The following is a 22221-nucleotide window of genomic DNA, read 5'->3' as shown; positions in this document are numbered from 1 at the left end:
CCATGCGCCGCGCTGCCCTTTCCTTCACCCTTACGATGCTGCTCACGGGCTGCGCGTCGGACGGCAGCGGGCCGCGGATGAGCGAGCGCGCCGTCGAGCTTTCGGGGCCGGTTGCGCTCGTGGCGGGCGTCGTGTGGATGGCGAGCGAGCTCGAATATCTCGAGCCGGAATACCTTGCGGGTGCGCTGGTCGCTTATGCCATCTACGATCCGCTCGCGCCGACCTGGAAGATCGACGTCAGCCGTGCCGGCGAGGACCGCTTGCGCATGGACTTGCGCATGAAGGCACTCGTCACCGGTGGCGAAGGTGAAGCGCGCCAGGTCTTCCTGCGCAATGCGCGCCAGGTGGTGGAGGCGGGCGGCTTTGCCGGCTTCGACGTGCTGCGTTACGAGGAAGGCATCGAGTCGACACGGCCGTTCGCACGGCGGTTCGCCAGTGGGGAGATCCGCCTGGTGCGCTCGCGCCTGTTCCCGGAGTTGTAAGCCCTCGTCAGGCGACGCTGGTCAAGGCGCAGGCAAGGGGGCGAGCGCGTCGAGCAACACCCCGATGCTGTCGAAACCGCGTTCGAACAGGCTCTGCAGCACGGGCGCGAAGTTGGTCATGAACAGCAGCACGCCGATGAAGCCCGCAGTCAGCGTGATCGGGAAGCCGACGGCGAACAGGTTCAATTGCGGCGCCGCCCGCGTCAGCACGCCGAGCGCGATGTTGGCCACCAGCAGGATCGCGATCACCGGCAGCGACAGCAGCAGGCCGGCGGTGAACACGGTGACCCCGGTGCGCGCGATGAATCCCCAGCCTGCGGCATTGGCCGGGGTCGTCGTCACCGGCAGCCACTCGAAGCTGCGTACCAGGATGTCGATCATCAGCAGATGGCCGTTGGCCGCCAGGAAGAGCAGGGTGGCGAGCAGGTTCAGGAAGTCGGACAGCACGGCCGTCTGCCCACCGGCGTCGGGGTCGAAGAAGATCGCGAACGACAGGCCCATCTGCATGCCGATCAGCGCGCCCGCCATGTCCACTGCGGCGAACACGATGCGCATCATGAAACCGATGGCGATGCCGATGAACATCTGCTGCGCGAAGATCGCCAGCCCCAGGCCGCCGCCCGGCGCCACCTGCGGCATCGGCGGCATCACCGGCAGCACCGCGATCGCCACGCCCATCCCGATCGCCAGGCGCACGCGCACCGACACGCCGCGGTTGGAGAACACCGGCGCCGACGAGAACAGCCCGAGCAGGCGCGCGAGCGGAAACATCAGCGCGGCGAGCCAGGCGTCGAGCTGGGCGGCGGTGACCTCGATCATGAGCGGGCGGGCCGAAGGGACATCGCAGCGGGGAGTGAGGGTAGGCGGTACAAGGGTGAGATGGTCGCGCGGCGCACGGTCGCGACCATCCACGCTAGCCGATCATCGACGGGATCGATTCGATCAGCCGGCGCATGAAGTCGGTCAGGATGGTGATCATCCACGGCCCGGCCAGCACCAGGGTGACGAAGATCGCCACCAGCTTCGGCACGAACGACAGGGTCATCTCGTTGATCTGGGTGGCGGCCTGGAAGATGCTGATGATGAGACCGGTGGCGAGCGCGGCGATGAACAGCGGTGCCGACACCAGCAGGGTGACTTCGACGGCCTGGCGGCCGAGCTCGATGACAGCGGTAGGGGTCATGGTCGTTCTCCTCGGGCGGGCGCGGCTACACCGCGAAGCTCTGCACCAGCGAGCCGATCAAGAGCGTCCAGCCGTCGACCAGCACGAACAGCATGATCTTGAACGGCAGCGACACGATCACCGGCGACATCATCATCATGCCCATCGACATCAGCACCGAGGCCACCACCATGTCGATGATGATGAAGGGGATGAAGACGATGAAGCCGATCTGGAACGCGGTCTTCAATTCAGAGGTGACGAAGGCCGGGATCACCACCCGCATCGGCAGGTCCTCGGCCTTGTCCACCGGCGGCACCTTGGCCAGCCCGGCGAAGAGTTCCAGGTCGGGCTGGCGCACCTGCGCGAGCATGAAGGTCTTGACCGGCACCGAGGCGCGCTCGAGCGCCTGGTCGAACTGGATCTGGCCTGCGGACATCGGCAGATAGGCGTCGTTGTACACCCGCTCGGCCACCGGCGCCATGATGAAGAAGGTCAGGAACAGCGTGAGCCCGAGCAGCACCTGGTTGGGCGGCGCGGTCTGCGTGCCCATGGCCTGACGCAGCAGCGAGAACACGATCAGGATGCGGGTGAAGCTGGTCATCATCAGCACCAGTGCCGGGATGAAGCTCAAGAGCGTCATCAGCACCAGGGTCTGGAGGGTGAGGCTGTAGGTGGTGCCGCCGCCGGGGGTTTCGGTGGAGGTCAATGCGGGCAGGGCCTGCGCGTGCGCCAGCACCGGCAGCATCAGGAGCACGGCCGGCAGGATGAGCCGCTCAACCCGCATTGCGGCGCTCCGTGGCCTGCTTCAGCCAGGCGGCGAAGGCCTTGCCGCCGGGGGCGTTGGTGCCACCGGCATTCACGGGCACGGGGAGTTCGCTGCGCTTCATGTCGTGCAGGCGGGTGACGCTGCCCGGGGCCACGCCGAGTACCAGCACCTGTTCGCCGAGCTCGATCAGCACCACGCGCTCGCGCGGCCCCACCGCTGCGGCGGCAAGCACCTTGATTGCCGTTCCGCCGCGCGGCGCACTCAGCCGGCGGATCAGCCACAGCGAGGCGAACAGCAGCGCAATGACCACAGCCAGGCCGAACATCATCTGCAGCACGCTGGCGCCAAGCTCGGGCACCGCCGCGCCGGTGGTCAGCGGTGTTGTCGCCGCGCTGGTGCCGGCGCCAGGCGCGGCCAGCGCTTCGGTTGCTTGCGGGGCAGGCATTGCAGCCATCAGTTGCGGATCTTCCGCATGCGTTCGGCGGGCGTGATGATGTCGGTCAGGCGGATGCCGAACTTGTCATTCACCACCACGACCTCGCCCTGCGCAATCAGCGTGCCATTGACCAGCACGTCCATCGGCTCGCCGGCCAGGCCGTCGAGCTCCACCACCGAACCGTGGGCGAGCTGAAGCAGGTTGCGGATCGACAATTTGGTGCGCCCCAGTTCCACGGTGATCTGCACCGGGATGTCGAGGATCATGTCGAAGTCGTTCAGCGCGCCGGGTTTGCCACCGGCACCGCCGAAGTCCTCGAACAACTGGCTGGCCGGGCGGGCCTGGTAGGGCGAATCGCCCATCGCCGCCGCCGCGAGTTCTGCCGCCACACGGTCGGCCTCGCTGTCGCTGGTTTCGGCTGTGGCCTGCTCCTGCATCGCAGCGGCCCAGTCATCGTCGGTAATCTGGTTCTCGTCAGCCATTGTGGCCTCCCGGAATCTGTGGGGTTTCGGCTTCCTCGGGGCCGACGAAGCGCTCGACCTTGACCGCATAACGCCCGTTCTTGGTGCCGTGGTGGCCTTCGAACACCGGCACGCCATCGACCTCGGCCTGCAGCACCTCGGGCACGTCGAGCGGGATCACGTCGCCCACGCGCATGTCGACGATGTCGCGCAGCGACACGCGGGCGGTGCCGAAATTGCAGGCGAGCTCGACTTCGGCGGTCTGCAATTGTTTTGAGAGCAGCTTGATCCAGCGCCGGTCCGAGGTCAGGTGGTCGCTCTGCATCGTCGAATACAGCAGGTCGCGGATCGGCTCCAGCATCGAGTACGGGAAGCAGATGTGCATGTCGGCCTGCGCCCCGCCCAGCTCGAGCGAAAAGCTGGTCGCCACCACCACCTCGGAGGGCGTGGCGATGTTGGCGAACTGGGAGTTCATCTCCGAGCGCACGTACTCGAGCTGCAGCTTGAACACCGGCGCCCAGGCGCGGGCGTATTCGGTGAACACGACATCGAGCATGCCCTGAATGATGCGCTGCTCGGTGGGCGTGAAGTCGCGGCCCTCGACCCGGGTGTGAAAGCGCCCGTCGCCGCCGAACATGTTGTCGACGACGAGGAACACCAGGTTGGGGTCGAACACCACCAGCCCAGTGCCGCGCAGCGGCTTGGCGATGACCAGGTTGAGGTTGGTCGGCACCACCAGGTTGCGCACGAACTCGGCGTATTTCTGCACCTTGATCGGCCCCACCGAGACTTCGGCGTTGCGGTGCATGTAGTTGAACAGGCCGATGCGCAGGTAACGGGCGAAACGCTCGTTGATGAGCTCCATCGTGGGCATGCGCCCGCGCACGATGCGTTCCTGCGTGGCCAGGTTGTACGGGCGAACCCCCTCCGCAGCGGCTTCGTCCGCGGTCGGTTCGTCTGACTCCCCGGTGACGCCGCGCAGCAGGGCGTCTACTTCTTCCTGGGAGAGAAAGTCCGCAGCCATGGCGGCAGCCCTTACTGGATGATGAACGAGGTGAACAGCACGGACTGCACCGGGCCATTGGGGACCGGTTGCCCGGCAGCGTCGCGCATCGGCTTGAAGCCGAGCGCCTCGTTGGTCTGCTCCGTGATCGTCAGCGCGAGCGCCTGGCGGCCTTCGATGGTCGCGACCTCGGAAGGCAGCTTGCTCGAAAGCAGCAGGTTGATGCGGTGGCGGATCTCGGGCATGAAGGCCTTGAGCGTCGCGTCCATGGTGGCGTCGGCCACGCGCAGCACCGCGACCACCTGCAGGTAGTGGTCGCCCTCGTCACGGCGCAGATTCACCGTGAACGCGTCGAGCGGAACGAAAGTGGGCGGCTTGCTCAGGTCGATCGTGCCCGCCGTCTGCAACTGCGCAGCGGCGGGGCCCGCCTGCTGGGCGTGCTCTTCCGCGGCCTTGTCCTTGCCGCCCTTGAGCAGCAACAGCGCACCGACCGCGACCGCGACCAGGATCAGTACCACGAGCAGCACGATGACGATGATGAGCCCGAGCTTGCCCTTCTTCTTCGGGACGTCGTCGCCTTCTTCTGCTTTTGCCGGCGCCTTGGCCATGCGAATCTCCTGTTTTACGGATTGAATTATCCGGGAAGATCGCACCACCCAAAGCGCCGAAAAGTGGGGCAGAGCCGCCCCTATTCAAGTGCTTCAGGCGAAGGTGTCGACCATCCCCTGCTGCTGTCTCAGCCACACGCCGGTGCTGCTGCCCGTGCCGGCGGCCTCACCCGCGATTGCGCCTTCGCCACGTCCGCCATGGCGACCGCGGCCTTCCTGTCCTTCACCATCCGCACCCTGCTGCGAGGTGCTGACGTTGGCATCGCCCAGCATGATGCCCGCCTGCTGCAGCACTTCGCGCAACTGCGGCATCGCGCGCTCGAGCGCATCGCGCGCGGCCTGGCTCGAGGCGATGAACTGCGCCGTGGTCTGGTCGCCGTTGAGGTTGATCGAAACCTCCAGCTTGCCCAGGTTCGGCGGCGTCAATACCAGTTCGGCCTTGCTCTCGGCGCGGCCGAGCATCCAGCGCACCTGGTTGCCCACGTCCTCCGCCCAGGCCTGCTGGCCGGCCGGTGTATTGACCGGCAGCTGCGGCGTGGCCGGCGCATGGCGCAAGAGGTGCATTGCGCCATGCGTGTGCACGCCCTGGGCCGTTTGCTGGTTTGCGGCGCTGCCCGGTTCCCCCTGCAGCGACTGCATCGCCTGGCCCGAGGCTGCGCCCCGGGCGCCGATCACGGCGGCAGCGAGCTCACGCCCCTGCAGCAGGAAGGCCGGCGTGGCCACGCCGCGCCCGCCGGTCTCGGCAGATACATCGGTTTTCGGCAGCAGGCCGGAATTCTGAAGCGACCGGCCCTTGCCGCCGGTGGCGAGCAGCGGCGCCTCGGTGGCCAATCCGTCGCCTGCCTCGCCGCTCGGCGGCGCTTGCCGGCCGGAGAGCAGGGCGGCAATGGCTGCCGGCAGGCCGGCAAGCGCTGCCGGATCTGTGGGGGGCGTCGACGATGCGGTGGCCGCGGCGCTCGCAAGGGCATCGAGTGCGGTCTCGCCTTCGGCCTGGGTACTTCCCTGCGCTGCCGCGGCGGCGAGGGTGCCGGCCGATTCTTCGGCGGCCGTCGTCGTCTCTGCAGCGCTCGCATCGGCGGCCTGTCCGCCGTTGGGCGTCGTGGCAGCGGTATCGCCTTTCTGACCGGCGGCCGCGGCCTCGCCAGCCTTGGCCTCTGCGTCCCGGTTCTGCGTGGCGGCATCCGTGTTCTTGCGATCGGGCTGCGTGTTCTTGCCGGCTTCGTTCGTCGCGCTGCGTTCGGGTTCGCGGCTGCGTTCCGGTTCGCGCATTGCCTGGCTGGGGGCGGCTTCGCTGCGGGCGCTCGCGCTGCCGCCCGCATTCATCTGGTTCTGCAGCGTGCGCGAAAAGCTGTCGCCCGATGCGCCGCTACCGTCGATGCCGAGCACCGCATTGCGTGCCGCAGGCGTCGAGACGCGCAGGTTCAGGCTGTTGGCGAGACTGGAGGTGGAGAACGGTGCAGACATGGTGAGGGGCCTCTCGTGGGCTGGATGCGATGGATCGCGGACGATCCGGTAGCCAGCTTCAAGCAAGCCTCATGCCAAATGGAGAAAAAGTGCGCCAGGACAGACCCCGCGCGGATCCAGGGCAACCCGAGGCGAGCCGCCATGCCCGGCTGCAGCGCGCGGCGCGCCATGCGTGCATCTACTGATCCTCACCGCGTGCGCGCCGGGCAGCGTGCTCGTCGGACTGCTTTTGCTCCTGGCGTGCTTCCTGGCGGTTGACCACCTGCTGGTGACGCTGCGACAGCGTGTCGAAGGCCTTTAGCTTGGTGCGCTGGGCGAGCCATGCCTGCTGGCCTTCCACCGTTTTCGCGCGCGACTGCTCCACCACCTTGCGCTGTGCGCCGATGGCATCGTCAAGCTTGTTGATGAAGGCGCTGTAGTTGCGCCAGGCGTCGGGACTGAGGCCGTCACGTGCGGCCTGTGCGAAGCGCTCGTTGTACTCCTGGCGATAGTCTTCGAGCATCTGCAGCTTCTGTTCCACGTCACGCTCTGCGGCGACGAGTTCGCCGAGCTTGCGCGCCGCTTCGTCGGTACGTGTGTTGGCGAGATCGAGCAGGGGCTGGAGGTGAAAGCGGGCGGTCATCGGGTCCGGATTTCTCGATACGGGCTGTTACCGCCGGAATTCTAGCCCGCTCTGCTGCATTGCGACGCGGACTTATGTCATGTTCCGCGCCGATCGGGCCGCGCGTGAACCCCTGTGGAAGCGGGCTTGCCCGCGAATACGGCGGTTGCACATGCGATATTCGCGGGCAAGCCTGCGCCCACCGTGCCGTGTTTCCACGGCGTCACTCACGGTCTACGAGAACACCTGCGCGAGCTTCTGCAGGGCGCCGTCGTAGGTCTCGTGCTCGTGGATGCCCTGCTGCAGGAAGGTCTCGAGCTTCGGGTACAGCTTCACCGCCATGTCGAGCAGCGGATCACCGCCGGGCTGGTAGGCGCCCACCGCGATCAGGTCGCGCGAGCGCTGATAGCGCGAGAAGAACTGCTTGAACTGACGCACCACGCCGAAGTGGTCGTCGCCCACCAGGCCGTGCATGGCGCGCGAGATCGACTGCTCGATGTCGATCGCCGGATAGTGGCCCTGGTCGGCGAGGTTGCGCGACAGCACGAAGTGGCCGTCGAGGATCGCGCGCGCAGCGTCGGCGATCGGGTCCTGCTGGTCGTCGCCCTCGGCGAGCACGGTGTAGAACGCCGTGATCGAGCCGCCGCCCTCGGGCCCGTTGCCGGCGCGCTCGACCAGCGCCGGCAGGCGGGCGAACACGCTCGGCGGGTAGCCGCGGGTCACGGGTGGCTCGCCGATCGCGAGCGCAATCTCGCGCTGGGCCATGGCGTAGCGAGTGAGCGAATCCATGATCAGCAGCACCTGCTTGCCCTGATCACGGAAATACTCGGCCACCGTGGTGGCGTAAGACGCGCCCTGCATGCGCATCAGCGGGCTGGTATCGGCAGGCGCCGCGACCACCACCGAGCGCGCCAGGCCCTCGGGGCCGAGGCTCTGCTCGATGAACTCCTTGACCTCGCGACCGCGCTCGCCGATCAGGCCGACGACGATGACCTCGGCCTCGGTGTAGCGCGCCATCATGCCGATCAGCACCGACTTGCCCACGCCCGAGCCGGCGAACAGGCCCAGGCGCTGGCCGCGGCCGACGGTGAGGAGCGCGTTGATCGCGCGGATGCCGACGTCCAGCGGCTGCGCGATCGGCGCGCGCGCGAGGGGGTTGATCGGCCGCCCCTGCAGCGAGCGCGTCTCCTGGGTGGCGAGTGGGCCGTGGCCGTCGAGCGGGCGGCCGGCGCCATCCACCACGCGGCCGAGCAGCGCGTCGCCCACCGGCAGATGCTTGGCCCGGTCGGCGGCGCGGCGGCGCGGCCCGATGCGCTTGCCCGGTACCAGGCGCGGCACGCCGACCTCCATCGGCAGTACGCGTGCCCCCGGCGCCAGGCCGAACACGTCGTCGGTCGGCATCATGTACAGCTTGTCGCCGTTGAAGCCGACCACCTCGGCCTCGACCGCGCCGCCGCCCGGCACCAGGATGCGGCAGCCGGAACCCAGCGGCAGCTTGATGCCGGACGCTTCCATGACCAGGCCGTTGATGCGGGTCAGCCGGCCCGAGACTTCCAGCGGGTTGCAGCTCTCCACCAGCCGCCGCCCGTCCCCGAGAAAGTCGCGCCACAGCGCGTCGTGGCGGCTCATGCCGGCGCCTCGCCGCCCCGGCCAGCGTTGCCGGCGTCCTCATCGGGCACCTGCCAGCGCGCGCGGTCGTGGCCGATCGATTCCAGCACCCGCCGCCAGCGCGTTTCCAGCGTCGCATCCACCTGCGCGCCCTGGCCGTCGATGCGGCATTCGCCGCGCTGCAGGCGGGCGTCCTCCTGCAGGCGGTGGCCGCCGTGGCTGAGCTGCTCGCCCAGGTGCTGGCGCACGAGCGCCATGTCGTCCGGATGCAGATGGATCTGGGCGTGCCCCTGCGGCAGTTGCAGCAGCGCGCTGCGTACGGTTTCGAGCACCGTGTCGGGGTGTTCGGCGAGCGTGATCCTGACCATGCGCCGCGCCATCTCGATCGCGAGCGCCATGATCTCTTCGGCGACCTCGTTATCGAACGCATGCAGCGCCTCGTCCAGCCCGTCGGCAAGGCTCGTCAGTCGCGCAGCTTCGGCCTCGGCATGTGCCTTGCCCTCGGCATAGCCCTCGGCGCGTCCCGCCTCGAGACCCTCTGCATGACCCGCTTCACGACCCTCGGCGAAACCGGCCGCACGCACCTCCTCGTGCATGCGCTCGATCTCTTCGGCGGTGGGCAGGTGGAAGTCCGGGGGCAGCGAAAGCTCCGCTGGAGGCACCGACGCCGGGGCCGCCGCAGGCGAAGCGCCCGGGGGCGACGCTGTGCGCGGCGGATTGGCGGCGACTGCGTCCGCCGGGTCTGGTACCACTGCCTCCTGGGGCGGGCGCTTGGCGCCGGCAGCGCTTGCGCCGACCGGCTCGTCGCTGCCGAACTCGGCCGGCTCCCAGCGCCGGTAGGCGCCCACGGCCTGGTGGCGCGACACGGTCATGCCCGCCTCCGCTCATCCGCCGGGGGGCAAGGGCGCCTTGACGGGCACTCGGCGGGACAGGTGGACAGACGCTTACACGAAGCCATCGTCTCCGCCCTTGCCGCCCAACATGACCTGGCCTTCCTCGGCCAGGCGGCGAACGGTCTTGAGGATCTCCTTCTGCTCGGCCTCGACCTCGGACAGGCGCACCGGGCCGCGGGCCTCGAGGTCCTCGCGCAGCATCTCGGCAGCGCGCGTGGACATGTTCTTGAAGATCTTCTCGCGCAGTTCGGGCGGCGCACCCTTCAGGGCGATGATCAGCGAGTCGGACTGCACCTCGCGCAGGATGGTCTGGATGCCGCGGTCGTCGATGTCGATCAGGTTCTCGAACACGAACATCTCGTCGAGGATCTTCTGCGCCAGCTCCGGATCGTATTCGCGCACGTTGTCGATGACCGCGGTCTCCGCGTTCGAGCCCACGAAGTTGAGGATCTCGGCAGCATGGCGCACGCCGCCCATCGCCGCCTTCTTTACCGACGACGCGCCCGACAGCATGCGCGTGAGCGAGTCGTTGAGCTCCTTCAGCGCCGCCGGCTGCACGCCGTCGAGGGTGGCGATGCGCAGCACCACGTCGTTGCGCAGGCGGTCGCTGAAGTGCTTGAGGATCTCGCCGGCCTGGTCGTATTCGAGGTGCACCAGGATGGTGGCGATGATCTGCGGATGCTCGTTCTTGATCAGGTCCGCGGCGGTGGCGGCGTCCATCCACTTCAGGCTCTCGATGCCAGCGGTGTCCGATCCGCTGACCATGCGCGACAGCAGATGCCCGGCACGCTCGTCGCCGAGCGCCTTGGTCAGCATCTCGCGCAACTGGTTTTCGTCGGACTGGATCATCGCGCCCTTGCCGAAGGCCTCGATCATGTCGGTCAGCACCGGCTCGACCGCGCTGCGCGCCTGCGGCGACATTTCGGCCATCTTCATGCTCAGCTTCTGCACTTCGCGCGGCCCGAGCTGGCGCAGCACGCCGGCGGCGGCGTCGGCGCCGAGCGTCATCAGCAGCAGGGCGGCCTTGTCCAGGCCTTCGTCAGGCGTCGTCACTTGCGGGCCTCCTCATTTACGCCCATCCACTCCTTGATCAGGTTGGCGACCATCTTCGGATCGTTGCGGGCCAGGTTGCGGGCGCGCTCGAGGCGTTCTTCGAAGCTCTCGCCCTCGGCTTCGCTCGACAGCGTGACGCGCACGCCCTCTTCGTCTTCCTCGCCCGCGGCGGCCTCGCCTGCGGCCGCCTCGGCCCCAGCCTTCGCCCTGGGCGGCACCACGGTGCGCAGCAGCGGGCGGATCACGCCGAAGTAAGCGAACAGCACCACCAGCAGCACCAGCAGCCAGTTCAGGCCCTGCTTGCCGAGATCGACCATCTCGGGGTCCTTCCACAACGGCAGCACCGGCTCCACCACTTCGCCGGCGAACGCGCTGTTGGCGACGTTGATGCTATCGCCGCGGTCGGCGCTATAGCCTACCGCTTCGCGTACCAGGTTGGTGATGCGAGAGATTTCCTCGTCGGTCAGCGCCACGGTGGTCGGCGTGCCGTCGGGCGCCGGGATGGTCCGGTTGTTGACCACCACCGCCACCGACAGGCGCTTCAACTGCCCGACCGCCTGCTTGATGTGCTGGATGTTGCGGTCGAGCTCGTAGTTGAGCACCGCGCTGCGGTTGGCATTGAGCACGCCCTGCGCGCCCTGGCCCTGGCCGGCGCCCACCGCGGGTGCGGTGAGCGGCGCGGTGGCCGGCACCGGCGGCTGGTTGGTCAGCGCGCCCGGTATGCCCTGCGCGCCGGGCAGCGGGTTGATGACCTCGTTGGTCTGCTGGCTGCGGATCGCCTGATCGGGCGTGGGGTTCGGCTTGTAGGTCTCGGCGGTCTGCTCGACCTGGTTGAAGTCGACATCGGCCGCCACCTGGGCGCGGAAGTTGTCCTTGCCTACCATGGGCGCCAGGATGTTCTCGATGCGCTCGATGAAGGCCTTCTCCATCGCGCGCACGTATTCGAGCTGGTTGGCGTTGAGCCCGGCGCGCATCAGCGGGTCGGCCTGCACCGTGAGCAGGCTGCCCTCCTGGTTGACGATCTTGACGCCCTCCGCGCTCATGCGCGGCACGCTCGACGACACCAGATGCACGATGCCGGCGACCTGGTTCTGATCGAGGATGCGGCCCGCGCGCAGGTTGACCATCACCGAGGCGGTGGGGCGCTGGTCGTCGCGCAGGAAGGCGGTCTGCTTGGGCATGGCCAGATGCACGCGCGCGCTGGCCACGGCGTCGATCGCCTGCACGGTGCGCGACAGCTCGCCCTCGAGCGCGCGCTGGTAATTGACCTGTTCGTTGAACTGCGAGATGCCGAGCTTCTGTCCGTCCATGAGCTCGAAGCCGGCCAGCCCGCCCTTGGGCAGCCCTTCGGCCGCCAGGCGCAGCCGGGTCTCGTGCACCTGCCCCTGCGGCACCAGAATCGCGCTGCCGTTGGCCGACATGCGATACGGCACGTTCTGCTGGCCGAGCGCGGCGATGATCTGGCCGCCATCGCGCTCGTCGAGGTTGGAGAACAGCACCCCGTATTCGGGCGCGCGATTCCACATCAGCACGCCGGCCAGCAGCGCGACCACCAGCGCGAGCGCGGCGGCGCCGGCGACTTTCTGGCGCTGGGAGAGGGCGTTGAGATTCTGCAGCGTTTGCTGCAGCCGTGAGTCTGCCGCGGCGGGGGCGGTGCCCGGGGTGAACTCGGCGGTGTTTTCTGCTGCGGCCATGGTGGCGATCCTGTTGCGTACGCTTCGACGGATGGCGGCATTGTCAGCCCGCGTGCGCAAGCGCCATTGTGTGAAAAGCGGCATTTTTTGCCGCCTGTTTGCCGGCTACCATTACAGCTACGGCAACTACAGTGCATGGCGTGAAAACGGAATCCGAATTCTTCCCCTCCGCAAGGGCTGCCTCGGCAGACGATGCAAGGCGCGGGCCAGAGACGGCAGCGTTGTCCGGCACGCCGCAGCCCGGCGCACAGGCCGTGGGCGGCGCGCCGCTCGATGCGGCGCAACTCGCCGAAGCCTTTGCGCTGTTCAGCCGCGCCTCGGAAGAGTTGTCCACCGCTTACAACGCCCTGCAGGCCCAGGTCGGCCAACTCACCGAGCGCCTGTCGGTGCTGATGGGCGCGCTGCCTGCCGGTGTGCTGGTGGTGGATCGCAGTGGCTGCGTGGTGCAGGCCAACCGTGCGGCCGAAGGGCTGTTTGGCGCCGGGCTTGCGGGCCGAGCCTGGCCCGATCTGACGATGCAGATGCAATCCACCGGCACGCCTGGCGAATACACACTGCCCCCGGCGGCGAGCGGTGATGGCAGCGCAGGGGTATCGGCCGTGCCCCCAGCCGACGCCGATCTGCGCCGCGTCGCCCTGTCCGAATCCAGGCTCGAATCCGGCGACGAGCGCATCCTGCTGGTGCACGACATCACCGAGACCCACCGCATGCGCCTGACCGCCGAGCGCAACGAACGCCTCGCCGCCATGGGCGAGATGGTCGCCGGCCTCGCCCACCAGCTACGCACCCCGCTCGCCGCCGCGTTGCTCTACACCGGCAACCTGCGCCAGCCCGAGCTCGACCCGATGCAGCGCACGATGGTGGCCGACCGCGCGCTCGAGCGCCTGCGCTACCTCGAGCGCCTGATCCGCGACATGCTGCTCTTTGCCCGCGGCGACAGCGCCGGGCGCCAGCGCTTTGCAGTGTGCGAGCTGGTCGCCGAGCTCGCCCACACGCTGGAACCGCTGGCGCGCGCCCGCCAGGTGGCGTTTGCCGCCGACTGCACCTGCGACACTGCCGAGGTTGTCGGTGACCGCAAGGCACTCGGCGGTGCGCTCACCAATCTGCTCGAGAACGGCATCCAGGCCTGCGAGGCGGGTGGCAGACTGCACTGTGAGGTCACGCTGCGTGGCGCGACCGAGAGCGGTATCGGCGTGCGCGCGGTGCGCTTTGCGGTGCACGACAGCGGCCGCGGCATTGCACCGGAACTGCAGGAACGCCTGTTCGAGCCCTTCTTCACCACCCGCGCCGAAGGCACCGGCCTCGGCCTGGCGATCGCGCGCGGCGTTGCACGCGCCCACGGCGGCGACATCACGCTGCGCTCGGCGCCGGGGCAGGGCGCCGAATTCATCCTCACCGTGCCGCTGGCGGCGGCCGGCGCGACCTCCGGGAACGGACATCCATGATCGAATCCCTCAACATCCTCGTGGTCGAGGACGATGCCGCGCTGCGCGACGCGGTGTGCTTCACGCTCGAAATGGCGCGCCACGGCGTCACCGGCGTCGATGGCGGCCCGAGCGCGCTCGTCGCGCTGGAAAAGGACGTCTTCAACCTCGTCGTCACCGACCTGCGCATGCAGCCGATGGACGGCCTGCATTTGCTGCACGAGGTGCGCAGCCGCTACCCGCAACTGCCGGTGCTGCTGATGACCGCCTACGGCGATGTCGACAAGGCGGTGGCGGCGATGCGCGGTGGCGCCTGCGACTTTCTGATGAAGCCTTTCGAACCCGAGGTGCTGCTCGAGCACGTGCGCCGCTACGCCGCCGTGCCGCCCGCGGCCGAAGACACCGTTGCCGAAGATCCGCACACCCGCAACCTGCTCGCGCTCGCCGCGCGCGTGGCCGAATCGGACGCCACGGTGATGCTCTCCGGCGAATCCGGCACCGGCAAGGAAGTCTTCGCGCGCTACATCCATCAGCATTCGCCGCGCGCCAAGAAGCCCTTCATCGCCATCAACTGCGCGGCCATCCCCGAGAACCTTCTCGAAGCCACGCTGTTCGGCTACGAGAAGGGCGCCTTCACCGGCGCACAGGCGGCGCAGCCGGGCAAGTTCGAGCAGGCCCAGGGCGGCACCATCCTGCTCGACGAGATCTCCGAGATGCCGCTCGGCCTGCAGGCCAAGCTGCTGCGCGTGCTGCAGGAGCGCGAGGTCGAACGCGTCGGCGGCAAGAAGCCGGTGGCGCTCGACATCCGCGTGCTTGCCACCAGCAACCGCGACATGCTGCTGGAAGTCGCCGCCGGGCGCTTTCGCGAGGACCTGTACTACCGCCTCAACGTCTTTCCGATCGCCATCCCCGCGCTGCGCGAACGCGCGGGCGACATCCTGCCGCTGGCGCGCCACTTCCTCGCCCGCCACGCCGCCCGCCTGCAGCGCCAGGTGCGCTTTGCGCCCGAAGCCGAAGCCCTGCTGGCGCGCTACGCCTGGCCGGGCAACGTGCGCGAGCTCGAAAACACCATGCACCGCGTGCTGATCCTGACCCAGGGCGACACGGTGAGCGCCGAGACCATCCGCCTGTGCCTGCCGCACTGGAACCCGGAAGCGGCAATGGCTGCCGCTGGGCCGGCAATATCTGCCGGTTTTGCGGATGCGCTGGGGCGCTTCACGCCGTCCGCAGACCCCGCTGCGAGCGCGGCGTGGCCTGCTTCCGCACCGCAACCACAAGCGGCGACCCAACCCGGGTTCGCTGCCGCGCCCGCGGAACGGCCGGCGAACATGAAGGATCTCGAGCGTGAGCACATCCTCTCCACGCTTCGTGAGTTCGCCGGCTCGCGCAAGAAAACCGTTGAAAAGCTTGGCATTTCCGAGCGCACTCTGCGCTACAAGCTGCAGCAGTACCGGGAGGAGGGCCACGATTGTTGAGCTTGGGCCGACCCGGGCCCTGGCAAACCGTTGTGTGAGCGCTCCCAAAAAATTGGGGCCTGCATGGCGGTGCGACAAAGCTTGGCACGCGCCTTGCTCTGCTAGACTGACGTCACCGAACACCCTGAAGCCGAGGGGGAAACAGTATGGATACCCGTGGAATCGACCAGATGCTGAGCGAGCTGCGCTCGGTGTCGCAGGTTGCACAAGGCAAGGCGGTGTCGCCCGCAGACGCGCCCGCGGGCGGCGTCAACTTTGCCGACGTGCTGAACAACGCACTGAAGGACGTCAGCGCCGCACAGGGCGAGGCGCGCACGATGGCGCAGAACTTTTCGGCCGGCGACCCCAACGTTAACCTCCAGGACGTGATGGTCAACCTGCAAAAGGCCAACCTCTCGTTCCAGCAGATGGTCCAGGTGCGCAACCGGCTGGTCACCGCGTATCAGGACATCATGAACATGCCGGTGTAATCCCGCTCCCACGGCGGATGCAGCGACCCCAGCGCGCGGCGGGCCTCACAGCCCGCCGCGCTCTTTTGCGTTGAGCTCGCGTTCGGTGTTGAAGATGTAGCGCTGGATGCGGGCGTCGGCGGCGCGTGGCAACTCGGCAAAGCGCAGGCCCACCCGCAGCATCTCCACGCCGTTGCGTTGGGTCAGGCGCGTGATGTTGCGCACTTCCAGCGTCAGGTCGATCGGCTCGCCATCGGGCAGGCGCAGCGTGCAACCGGGCAGCTCGGCGCCAATCACCAGCTCGGCTGCGTCCGGCGCCATCATGATCCCGATTCCGCCGCCGCTGATATCGACCACGCGTACGCTCACGCGCACCGGCTTGCGTGCAAGGTCCTCGGCCTGCAGCAGGCACGTCACCTCGTGTGCGAGTGGCACTTTCAAGCGGTAGAACTCGCGGCGCTGCAGGCGCAGCATCTCCTTCGGGAAAGGGGTGCTCAGGGCAGGGTGGGACTTCTCCTGTGCGCTCGACACTCCACCAAGCGCGAACTGGATGCGGATGTGGTCCAGAACGGTCACGCACTGCACACGCTCGGCAGCCAGCGCACGGCGGTTGGCGTCGGCGTCCGGGCTGGCGTCGAGCACCACGCGCTCGCGTTCTGCGTCGACGCGCAGCACCGCGGTCATGAACGAATGCCCGCCACCGGTGTGGGCGGAGATCAGGCAGCGGCGCTCGATCAGGTCCTGCAGCAGCTGCGCCACCTGACGTTTGCCGCGCAGCATGAACTTTTCGAGCCCGTCTTCGCGGGCGAGGTCGATCGGGGGCGGCGTGGAGGCGTCGGCCATGGTTGGTGATGGGGGTGTGCAGGGTTGTCGGGGTGTGAATCAGAGCCGGCCGCGATCGCGCGCATTGCGTTCGCGTTCGACCCTGAGGATGTAGCGCTGGATCGCGTCTTCGGCGCCGCGCGGCATGTCGGCAAATTCGCAGCCTGCGCGCAGCAACTCGGCGCCGCTGCGGTTGGTGAGGCGGAACAGATTGCGCACAATCAGCCGCGCCGGAATCGGGGCGGCCTCGGGCAGGTTGAGCAGGCAGTTTTCAAACTCGGTGCCCGGTTCGAAAGGCACGCCTACCGGCGGCACGGCAATTGCCACGCCGCCACCGCTGATGTCGAGGATGCGCAGCTCTGTGTTGCGGCGGCTGCCGTCGTCCTGGGGCAGGGCGATCGTGCAACTGACCGAGTGCGACAGGGGCGTCTGCAGGCGGTAGAACTCGCGCCGCTGCAGGCGCAGCAGGCTGTCGGGCACGCTGCAACGAAAGCCGGGGCTGCCGCCTTCATCGACCAGGCGCGGGTTGTGGAGGACGAACTGGATGCGCACCTTGTCGAGCTGGGTGACGCAATCGAGTGCTTCGGTGCGCAGGATGCGCGCGTTCTGCGCCGGATCGGCGCTGGCGTCGAGCAGTACGCCGTCCTCGCCATCGTCCGCCTCGATCAACGCCGACAGGTAAGACTCGCGGCCAGGCGCCAGCCGCGCGCTTACCAGCGCTCGGGCAGCGACGATGTGCTTCAGGATCGCGAGGATCTCGCGCCTGTCGTGCAGCAGGTACTTGGCCTCGTCCTCGGCGTGGATGAGTTCGATGCGGGTGTCTTCTTGTTCGATCGACATGCGTGCGTGCCCGGGATGCCGGCGTGTGTTGCCCCGCTTATATCACGAGATGCGGCCCTGCGCCCCACCAAAGGGCCCTCGCGGCCCCGTGGGAGCGGGCTTGCCCGCGAATGCAGCGCTTGAGCATGCGTAGTCGCGGGCAAGCCCGCTCCCACGGCGGTGTTCTTTCACAGCATGCGTCTCTTACCCCGCCGCCCTCTGCCGCGACTACTAAGGCGTAGACACGTTCTCATGGGAGTCGGCCGCGGGGCGCGGGCGCAGGGATTCGGGCAGGTCGCGGGCGACGGGCGCGGTGCCGGCATCGCTGCCCTGTTCGATGCGGTACAGCCAGGCGAGCAGCTCGGCAACCGCGACGTAGAGCTGCGGCGGGATGCGTGCGTCGAGGTCGACCTGCATCAGCAGGCTGACCAGCTCGGGCGATTGGTGCACGAAGACGCCGGCCTCGCGGGCGCGCTCGAGGATCTCGCGCGCCATCACGCCCTTGCCCTTGGCGACCACGCGCGGCGCGGCCTCGCCGGCGGTGTAGGCGAGCGCGACGGCTTCGTTGCGCAGGGGCGGGCGCGATTCAGGCATACGGGGGGGCCTGGCTGTCGCTTACCCGGCTCGCGGTGTCCGCCGTTGGTGCAGCGGTGGCGGCGGGACGCGGTTCCACCACCAGGCCGGTGAGCTTGAGGTTGGCCGCTTCCAGCGCGGAGGCGAGCGCGGCGCCGCCGGCGTCGAGCGCGCGGATCGTCGCCGGGTCGTCGGCGCGCAGGCGCAGCGCGACGCCGGCGGGGGTCAGGTGCAGTTGGGCTTCGACGCCGCCCAGGCGCGGCATGGTCAGGCGCAGGGTGGTGTTCCAGGTGGGCTCGGTTTCGTCGCCTTCGGCGCCGTCTTCACCTTGCGGGTCTTCGATCAGCCACTCGATCGGCTGCCCCGGCCAGGCCTGGCCTTGCCACACGTACTGCTGGGTGGCGAGCGCGTCGAGCTGCTGATGCACTACCGGCATCAGGCGCTCGGGAATCGTCTGGGCGCGCACGGGCGCGGCCTCTTCCACGCCGGCGCGCAGGGCGGCGGCGCTGCGGGTGGAGTCGATCTGTGCGGCATCGTCGGCGCCGGCCGCGAGGCGTGCGGCTGCAGTGGCAGCGGCTTGCGCTGCGGGCGCGGAGGCGGTCGAGGGCGTGGCCTGCCCGGTGGCGCCTGCCGAAGTGCCCGTGCCGGGCTGGCCTGCGCCCGGTGCCGATTGCTGGCCCTGTGGTTCGCGCAGCAGCGCGGCGGTGTCGAGCTTGCCGAGCACCCACTGCGCCTGGTGCGATTCGTAGAACAGCCCGCTCTGGCCGAGCGCCTGGCGCAGCAGCGGCACAAGCTGCGCGCCACTGGCGGGTGGTGCGTTCAACAGCGGCTGGTTGCCGGCCAGGCTTGCCGGCTGCGGCGTGGGCTGGCCGGTGAGCAAAAAGCTGATCAGGCGCCCGGTCTGGCTCAGCGCCGGCTGGGCCGAGGCGGCGTTGCCCGCGGCCGTCTCCGCGCCCACGATGCGTGCCAACACCGCACGCGGCGTGACCTGCGAGACCTCCAGCTCCAGCGTGTCGCCCGACTTGGCGGCGGTGTTGAGCGCCAGCGTCATCTGCTGCCCGGCGACCACCGCGCGGAAAGTGCCGTCGGGCAGCGTGCGCTGCAGCGTGGCGAAGAAGCGCTGGCCGGGGACGAGCTCGGGCAGTTGCGCCTGGATCTCGCGCGCGCGCTGCAGGCCCGCGACCGGCGGCTCGGTGTTGAAGAAGCTGGCTTCGTTGATCAGGCGCAGGCGGGCGGCGAGGTCGGCGGGGATCATCGCGGGGGCTCCTGCGTGGCCGGCGTTCGATCAGCCCGCGCGCGGGTCAGGGCGCGAGCGCGCCGTAGGCGTTGCGCACTGCCCGTTCCTGGCGCCCGCCGGCGAGCAGCTTGCGCACGCTGGCGAGGAAAGGGTCGGCGTGGGTGCGGATCTCGGCATCGAGCGCCAGCAGGCGCTCGATGCCGGCGCGCAGGGCCTTGGCCTCGGCGGCGGGGAGGGTCGCCAGGGTGGCAGCGTCCGCCGCCGCATCGGCGCTGGCGCGGGCCGTTTCGCGCAGCGCGGCGGCCTCGCGCTCCAGGGCCGACAGGCGGTCCCAGTCGTTGGCGCGCGCGGCGTCGGCCATGGCTTCATAGCGGGCGAGGAGGGCGTCGAGGGTGGCGGGCGTGAGCATGGCGCGGATGTCCTCAGGGGTTCAGGCCGCGGCGGATTTCACCTGTCCGGCAATGCCGGCCCAGGCCTCACGCAGCGAGGCGAGCAGGCCGCTGACCTCGTCGAGCGCAGGCTGGCTGTTGTGCAGGTTAGCGTAGAGCAGGCGCTCGCTCATGTAGTCGTAGAGCGCGGCCAGGCGTTCGGCGAGTTCGCCGCCGGCGTTCATGTCCAGGCTCACCTTGAGGCCGTTGATGATGATCTCGATTGCCTTCGACACCGCCATCCCTTTGCCGGGGATGTCCTTGTTCTGCATCGCGATACCGGCGGTGCGCACCTGCAGCAGCGCGCCGTCGAACAGCATCAGGATCAGCTTGTGCGGGTCGGCGGTGTTGACCCCGGTCTCCACGCCGACCTTGGCGTAGGCGGCGGCACGGTTCTGCTGGAATCCACCGAACATGCTGGGGGTTCTCCCTTCGGGCTTTTATCGTTTAGCGGAAGCTCGACAGGCTGGCGAGCTGCTGGGTCAGGTAGTTGCTGGTCTGCGTCATGCTGGCGATGGTCGAGTCGAGCGCGGTGAATTGCGCCATGTAGCGTTTTTGCACGCTTTCCAGCCTCGCCTCGAAGGCCTCGCGTTGCTTGCCGATCAGCTTGATCGAGCTGTTGAGGCCTTCGGTGCGTCCGGCGAGTAGACCGCCGGTGTCGATGAAGTTCTTCAGCCCGTCCGATACCGTTGCCGCAAGCCCCTTCACGTCGCCGCTGCCGGTGAAAAAGGCGGCGACGTCGCGGTTCGGGTCCTTCAGCGCGGCGTCGAGCTTGGTGCCGTCCACCGTCAGCTTGCCGTCCTTGTCGAAAGTGACGCCGATGTCGGCCAGTCGGCTGGTGTCGCCCAAGCCGGACAGGGCGCCGCCTACCAGGTTGCGCACCTGGCTCTGGATGCTGCGCGCGGTGGAGTCGCCGGTCAGGGTCGATGCGGCCTTGGTCTCGGCGTTGAACGCGGTGAGGTTCTTGAGCGTGGTCTGAGTGTCGTTGTAGGCCTTGACGAAGGCGTCGATCGCGCTGCGTGCGCCGCCGAAGTCTTCGGCCACGCTCAGGCTGCTCGCCGCCTCGGTGGTCTTGGTCAGCGTCAGCGTCACGCCTTCCAGCGCATCGCTGATGCTGTTGGTACCGCGCGTGATGCTGATGCCGTCGATATTCACGCGTGCATCCTGCGAGGCCTGCAGCGCGTAGCTGGTGTTGGCGCCGACGGGCACGTTGGCGCTGCCGTCGGGGATCGGCACGCTCGGGTCGTAGGCCAGCCCCGCGGTGCCGCCGATCTGGAAGGCCTGCTCGGCGCCGGTGTTCTTGCCGGTGACCACGAGCTGCTTGGCGGTGCCGTTGTCGATGACGCTGGCGGTCACGCCCAGGTCGCCCTTGTTGATCGCGTCGCGCAGCGCTTCGATGGTGCTGCCGGTGAAGTCGATCGACTTGGCGCCAGCCTCACCCGCCACGAAGCTGCTGCCGTCCATCTTGCCGAAGGTGATGCTGACGGTGGTGGGGGCTTCGGCCGTGCCGGCCGTGGGCACGAAGCTGGTGCCCGCCGCCGTGGCAACGCGCTGCACCTTGGCGAGCTGTTCCACCTGCACCGAATAGCTGCCCGCCGCCGCACCGCTCCTGGTGCTGGCGGTAAAGCCGGCGTCGCTGCCCACCGTTGCCTTGGTGGCGGAAAATTTTGCCGCGTCGTTCAACGCGTTGGCTGCAGTCTGCAGCGCAGACAGGCTGCCCTTGATCTGCCCGAAGGCCGACAGCTTGGCCTGGAAGCTCGCTTCCTTTCTCGCCATTGCGGTCAGCGGCTGGCGCTCGACCGCCATCAGTTGCGAGACCAGGCTGTTGATGTCGAGCCCGGAGCCCAGTCCCGATGCACTCAATGCCATGATCTGCTCCTGTTCGTGTGGGTCTGTGTTCGGTCGCTCAGGCTTGCTGCTTGATCAGCAGGCCCTTCAAGTTGTCGATTGCCTTCGAGATCGCCAGCACTTCTTCCGAAGGCATCTGGCGGATCACCTCGTCGGTCTGAGAATCGACGATCTTGACGATGGTGCGGCCGGTGTCGTCGTCGATGGAGAAAAGCAGGTTCTGTGCCACTGGCGCGATGGCTTTCTGCACTTCGTCGACCGCCTGCAGCAGGGTCTCACGGTCGGGTACCCCCGCCTCGTTGCCGGCCGGGTCGGGACGGGCGGTGTTCTGTGTGCCACCGAGTTCGTTCACGCGCGGCGTCTGCGCCTGGGTGTTGCTGCCGCTGCTGCGCTGGCTGCTGGCTGCCGACTGCTGGCTGGCCACGCGCGCCAGTTGCGCGTCCATCGCCGCGTTGGACGATGCGATGCCTTGAATGCTCATGATTCGCCTCCTTCATGGGGCAACGGCGCGAAGCTCCGTGGGAGCTCCGCGCCGAACGCTGGTTACATCAACCGAGTTTAACCGCGGAGCAGCGACAGCACGTTCTGCGGCAGACCGTTCGCCTGGGCCAGCATCGCCGTGCCAGCCTGCTGGAGGATCTGGCCACGGGTGAGGTTGGCGGTTTCCGAGGCGAAGTCGGCATCGATGATTCGGCCGCGGGAAGCAGACAGGTTCTCGGAGGTCGTTTGCAGATTCGCAATCGTCGATGAGAAGCGGTTCTGGAGGGCTCCCAGTTCAGCACGACTTGTATTGATCGTTTTCAGAGCCGCGTCGATTGTCTTTATCGCCTCGTTGGCCCCGTCGAAGTCAGAAATATCGATATTAGAAACAGATACTCCCGTGAGCGCTGCTGCTTGTGTCTGATCGTTTGA

The 22221-nt window shown here is 68.3% G+C and carries 26 protein-coding genes; 4 read left to right on the top strand and 22 right to left on the bottom strand.

Translation table 11 applies throughout. The annotated features are described in order from the left end of the window. Positions 1-2: 2 nt before the first annotated feature. Positions 3-482, top strand: coding sequence for a hypothetical protein (locus tag RBT54_RS04475; RefSeq protein WP_320364540.1), 480 nt, complete (start codon positions 3-5; stop codon positions 480-482). 21 nt (positions 483-503) lie between these two features. Here the strand turns inward: RBT54_RS04475 and fliR are convergent, their stop codons facing one another. The 13 genes from fliR to fliF form a co-directional block, all read right to left on the bottom strand. Further along, positions 504-1301: a flagellar biosynthetic protein FliR gene (gene fliR / locus RBT54_RS04470; RefSeq protein ID WP_320364538.1), complete on the bottom strand. Its 798-nt coding sequence runs from the start codon at positions 1299-1301 to the stop codon at positions 504-506. A gap of 94 nt (positions 1302-1395) precedes the next feature. Next, positions 1396-1665 (bottom strand): flagellar biosynthesis protein FliQ, encoded by a 270-nt coding sequence (fliQ, locus tag RBT54_RS04465; protein WP_320364536.1) that lies wholly within the window; start codon positions 1663-1665, stop codon positions 1396-1398. A gap of 25 nt (positions 1666-1690) precedes the next feature. Beyond that, positions 1691-2431 carry a flagellar type III secretion system pore protein FliP gene (fliP, locus tag RBT54_RS04460; RefSeq protein WP_320364534.1) on the bottom strand — a complete coding sequence of 247 codons (741 nt, stop codon included), beginning with the start codon at positions 2429-2431 and terminating at the stop codon, positions 1691-1693. Beyond that, positions 2421-2867, bottom strand: a complete 447-nt coding sequence (fliO, locus tag RBT54_RS04455; RefSeq protein WP_320364532.1) for a flagellar biosynthetic protein FliO — start codon at positions 2865-2867, stop codon at positions 2421-2423. The genes fliP and fliO overlap by 11 nt, the downstream gene beginning before the upstream one ends. Beyond that, the gene (gene fliN, locus RBT54_RS04450) at positions 2867-3331 is read right to left on the bottom strand and encodes a flagellar motor switch protein FliN (RefSeq protein WP_320364530.1); all 465 of its coding nucleotides are present in this window, start codon (positions 3329-3331) and stop codon (positions 2867-2869) included. The genes fliO and fliN overlap by 1 nt, the downstream gene beginning before the upstream one ends. Next, complete coding sequence (gene fliM / locus RBT54_RS04445; RefSeq protein WP_320364527.1) at positions 3324-4334, bottom strand: flagellar motor switch protein FliM; 1011 nt, start codon at positions 4332-4334, stop codon at positions 3324-3326. The genes fliN and fliM overlap by 8 nt, the downstream gene beginning before the upstream one ends. An 11-nt stretch (positions 4335-4345) precedes the next feature. Then, positions 4346-4921: a flagellar basal body-associated FliL family protein gene (locus RBT54_RS04440; protein WP_320364526.1), complete on the bottom strand. Its 576-nt coding sequence runs from the start codon at positions 4919-4921 to the stop codon at positions 4346-4348. Between the two features lie 93 nt (positions 4922-5014). Beyond that, entirely contained in the window at positions 5015-6385 is a 1371-nt protein-coding gene (locus RBT54_RS04435; RefSeq protein WP_320364524.1) for a flagellar hook-length control protein FliK, read from the bottom strand. Between the two features lie 178 nt (positions 6386-6563). After that, entirely contained in the window at positions 6564-7007 is a 444-nt protein-coding gene (gene fliJ / locus RBT54_RS04430) for a flagellar export protein FliJ (RefSeq protein ID WP_320364522.1), read from the bottom strand. Between the two features lie 213 nt (positions 7008-7220). Beyond that, entirely contained in the window at positions 7221-8615 is a 1395-nt protein-coding gene (gene fliI / locus RBT54_RS04425) for a flagellar protein export ATPase FliI (RefSeq protein WP_320364520.1), read from the bottom strand. After that, entirely contained in the window at positions 8612-9466 is an 855-nt protein-coding gene (locus RBT54_RS04420) for a flagellar assembly protein FliH (RefSeq protein ID WP_320364518.1), read from the bottom strand. The genes fliI and RBT54_RS04420 overlap by 4 nt, the downstream gene beginning before the upstream one ends. Positions 9467-9538: 72 nt before the next feature. After that, the gene (fliG, locus tag RBT54_RS04415; RefSeq protein WP_320364516.1) at positions 9539-10540 is read right to left on the bottom strand and encodes a flagellar motor switch protein FliG; all 1002 of its coding nucleotides are present in this window, start codon (positions 10538-10540) and stop codon (positions 9539-9541) included. Next, positions 10537-12234: a flagellar basal-body MS-ring/collar protein FliF gene (gene fliF, locus RBT54_RS04410; RefSeq protein WP_320364515.1), complete on the bottom strand. Its 1698-nt coding sequence runs from the start codon at positions 12232-12234 to the stop codon at positions 10537-10539. Before fliF ends, fliG begins: the two co-directional genes overlap by 4 nt. A 221-nt stretch (positions 12235-12455) precedes the next feature. On the opposite strand from fliF, the gene RBT54_RS04405 reads away from it, so the two are divergent. The 3 genes from RBT54_RS04405 (at position 12456) to fliE (ending at position 15603) form a co-directional block, all read left to right on the top strand. Beyond that, positions 12456-13679, top strand: a complete 1224-nt coding sequence (locus RBT54_RS04405) for a sensor histidine kinase (RefSeq protein ID WP_320364512.1) — start codon at positions 12456-12458, stop codon at positions 13677-13679. After that, complete coding sequence (locus RBT54_RS04400; RefSeq protein WP_320364510.1) at positions 13676-15133, top strand: sigma-54 dependent transcriptional regulator; 1458 nt, start codon at positions 13676-13678, stop codon at positions 15131-15133. Before RBT54_RS04405 ends, RBT54_RS04400 begins: the two co-directional genes overlap by 4 nt. Before the next feature lie 146 nt (positions 15134-15279). Further along, positions 15280-15603: a flagellar hook-basal body complex protein FliE gene (gene fliE / locus RBT54_RS04395; protein ID WP_320364508.1), complete on the top strand. Its 324-nt coding sequence runs from the start codon at positions 15280-15282 to the stop codon at positions 15601-15603. A 45-nt stretch (positions 15604-15648) separates the two neighbouring features. On the opposite strand, the gene RBT54_RS04390 is transcribed toward fliE, so the two are convergent. The 9 genes from RBT54_RS04390 to RBT54_RS04350 form a co-directional block, all read right to left on the bottom strand. After that, positions 15649-16425 (bottom strand): flagellar brake protein, encoded by a 777-nt coding sequence (locus tag RBT54_RS04390; protein WP_320364506.1) that lies wholly within the window; start codon positions 16423-16425, stop codon positions 15649-15651. A gap of 39 nt (positions 16426-16464) precedes the next feature. Next, on the bottom strand, positions 16465-17244 hold the full coding sequence (locus RBT54_RS04385; RefSeq protein ID WP_320364504.1) for a flagellar brake protein: 780 nt from the start codon (positions 17242-17244) through the stop codon (positions 16465-16467). A 210-nt stretch (positions 17245-17454) separates the two neighbouring features. Continuing rightward, positions 17455-17817 carry an EscU/YscU/HrcU family type III secretion system export apparatus switch protein gene (locus RBT54_RS04380; RefSeq protein ID WP_320364502.1) on the bottom strand — a complete coding sequence of 121 codons (363 nt, stop codon included), beginning with the start codon at positions 17815-17817 and terminating at the stop codon, positions 17455-17457. Next, positions 17810-19051, bottom strand: coding sequence for a flagellar hook-length control protein FliK (locus RBT54_RS04375; protein ID WP_320364498.1), 1242 nt, complete (start codon positions 19049-19051; stop codon positions 17810-17812). The genes RBT54_RS04380 and RBT54_RS04375 overlap by 8 nt, the downstream gene beginning before the upstream one ends. Before the next feature lie 46 nt (positions 19052-19097). Beyond that, on the bottom strand, positions 19098-19442 hold the full coding sequence (locus RBT54_RS04370) for a flagellar protein FliT (RefSeq protein ID WP_320364495.1): 345 nt from the start codon (positions 19440-19442) through the stop codon (positions 19098-19100). Between the two features lie 21 nt (positions 19443-19463). Then, positions 19464-19877 carry a flagellar export chaperone FliS gene (gene fliS, locus RBT54_RS04365; protein WP_320364493.1) on the bottom strand — a complete coding sequence of 138 codons (414 nt, stop codon included), beginning with the start codon at positions 19875-19877 and terminating at the stop codon, positions 19464-19466. A 31-nt stretch (positions 19878-19908) separates the two neighbouring features. Next, positions 19909-21330: a flagellar filament capping protein FliD gene (gene fliD, locus RBT54_RS04360; protein ID WP_320364491.1), complete on the bottom strand. Its 1422-nt coding sequence runs from the start codon at positions 21328-21330 to the stop codon at positions 19909-19911. Between the two features lie 37 nt (positions 21331-21367). Then, entirely contained in the window at positions 21368-21790 is a 423-nt protein-coding gene (locus RBT54_RS04355; RefSeq protein ID WP_320364490.1) for a flagellar protein FlaG, read from the bottom strand. A 77-nt stretch (positions 21791-21867) separates the two neighbouring features. Beyond that, a partial coding sequence (locus RBT54_RS04350) for a flagellin (protein ID WP_320364488.1) occupies positions 21868-22221 on the bottom strand: 354 nt, incomplete at its 5' end.

Origin of the sequence: Thauera sp. (assembly GCF_034003485.1) — a bacterium.
GTDB lineage: Bacteria > Pseudomonadota > Gammaproteobacteria > Burkholderiales > Rhodocyclaceae > Thauera.
Note: the sequence above shows the minus strand (reverse complement) of the source record. Positions and strands in the feature narration are given on the sequence as shown.

Excerpts from the sequence above, each read along its gene's own strand:
- RBT54_RS04475 (WP_320364540.1), top strand. The coding sequence starts at position 3 with ATGCGCCGCGCTGCCCTTTCCTTCACCCTTACGATGCTGCTCACGGGC.
- fliR (WP_320364538.1), bottom strand. The coding sequence starts at position 1,301 with ATGATCGAGGTCACCGCCGCCCAGCTCGACGCCTGGCTCGCCGCGCTG.
- fliQ (WP_320364536.1), bottom strand. The coding sequence starts at position 1,665 with ATGACCCCTACCGCTGTCATCGAGCTCGGCCGCCAGGCCGTCGAAGTC.
- fliP (WP_320364534.1), bottom strand. The coding sequence starts at position 2,431 with ATGCGGGTTGAGCGGCTCATCCTGCCGGCCGTGCTCCTGATGCTGCCG.
- fliO (WP_320364532.1), bottom strand. The coding sequence starts at position 2,867 with ATGGCTGCAATGCCTGCCCCGCAAGCAACCGAAGCGCTGGCCGCGCCT.
- fliN (WP_320364530.1), bottom strand. The coding sequence starts at position 3,331 with ATGGCTGACGAGAACCAGATTACCGACGATGACTGGGCCGCTGCGATG.
- fliM (WP_320364527.1), bottom strand. The coding sequence starts at position 4,334 with ATGGCTGCGGACTTTCTCTCCCAGGAAGAAGTAGACGCCCTGCTGCGC.
- RBT54_RS04440 (WP_320364526.1), bottom strand. The coding sequence starts at position 4,921 with ATGGCCAAGGCGCCGGCAAAAGCAGAAGAAGGCGACGACGTCCCGAAG.
- RBT54_RS04435 (WP_320364524.1), bottom strand. The coding sequence starts at position 6,385 with ATGTCTGCACCGTTCTCCACCTCCAGTCTCGCCAACAGCCTGAACCTG.
- fliJ (WP_320364522.1), bottom strand. The coding sequence starts at position 7,007 with ATGACCGCCCGCTTTCACCTCCAGCCCCTGCTCGATCTCGCCAACACA.
- fliI (WP_320364520.1), bottom strand. The coding sequence starts at position 8,615 with ATGAGCCGCCACGACGCGCTGTGGCGCGACTTTCTCGGGGACGGGCGG.
- RBT54_RS04420 (WP_320364518.1), bottom strand. The coding sequence starts at position 9,466 with ATGACCGTGTCGCGCCACCAGGCCGTGGGCGCCTACCGGCGCTGGGAG.
- fliF (WP_320364515.1), bottom strand. The coding sequence starts at position 12,234 with ATGGCCGCAGCAGAAAACACCGCCGAGTTCACCCCGGGCACCGCCCCC.
- RBT54_RS04400 (WP_320364510.1), top strand. The coding sequence starts at position 13,676 with ATGATCGAATCCCTCAACATCCTCGTGGTCGAGGACGATGCCGCGCTG.
- fliE (WP_320364508.1), top strand. The coding sequence starts at position 15,280 with ATGGATACCCGTGGAATCGACCAGATGCTGAGCGAGCTGCGCTCGGTG.
- RBT54_RS04390 (WP_320364506.1), bottom strand. The coding sequence starts at position 16,425 with ATGGCCGACGCCTCCACGCCGCCCCCGATCGACCTCGCCCGCGAAGAC.
- RBT54_RS04385 (WP_320364504.1), bottom strand. The coding sequence starts at position 17,244 with ATGTCGATCGAACAAGAAGACACCCGCATCGAACTCATCCACGCCGAG.
- RBT54_RS04380 (WP_320364502.1), bottom strand. The coding sequence starts at position 17,817 with ATGCCTGAATCGCGCCCGCCCCTGCGCAACGAAGCCGTCGCGCTCGCC.
- RBT54_RS04375 (WP_320364498.1), bottom strand. The coding sequence starts at position 19,051 with ATGATCCCCGCCGACCTCGCCGCCCGCCTGCGCCTGATCAACGAAGCC.
- RBT54_RS04370 (WP_320364495.1), bottom strand. The coding sequence starts at position 19,442 with ATGCTCACGCCCGCCACCCTCGACGCCCTCCTCGCCCGCTATGAAGCC.
- fliS (WP_320364493.1), bottom strand. The coding sequence starts at position 19,877 with ATGTTCGGTGGATTCCAGCAGAACCGTGCCGCCGCCTACGCCAAGGTC.
- fliD (WP_320364491.1), bottom strand. The coding sequence starts at position 21,330 with ATGGCATTGAGTGCATCGGGACTGGGCTCCGGGCTCGACATCAACAGC.
- RBT54_RS04355 (WP_320364490.1), bottom strand. The coding sequence starts at position 21,790 with ATGAGCATTCAAGGCATCGCATCGTCCAACGCGGCGATGGACGCGCAA.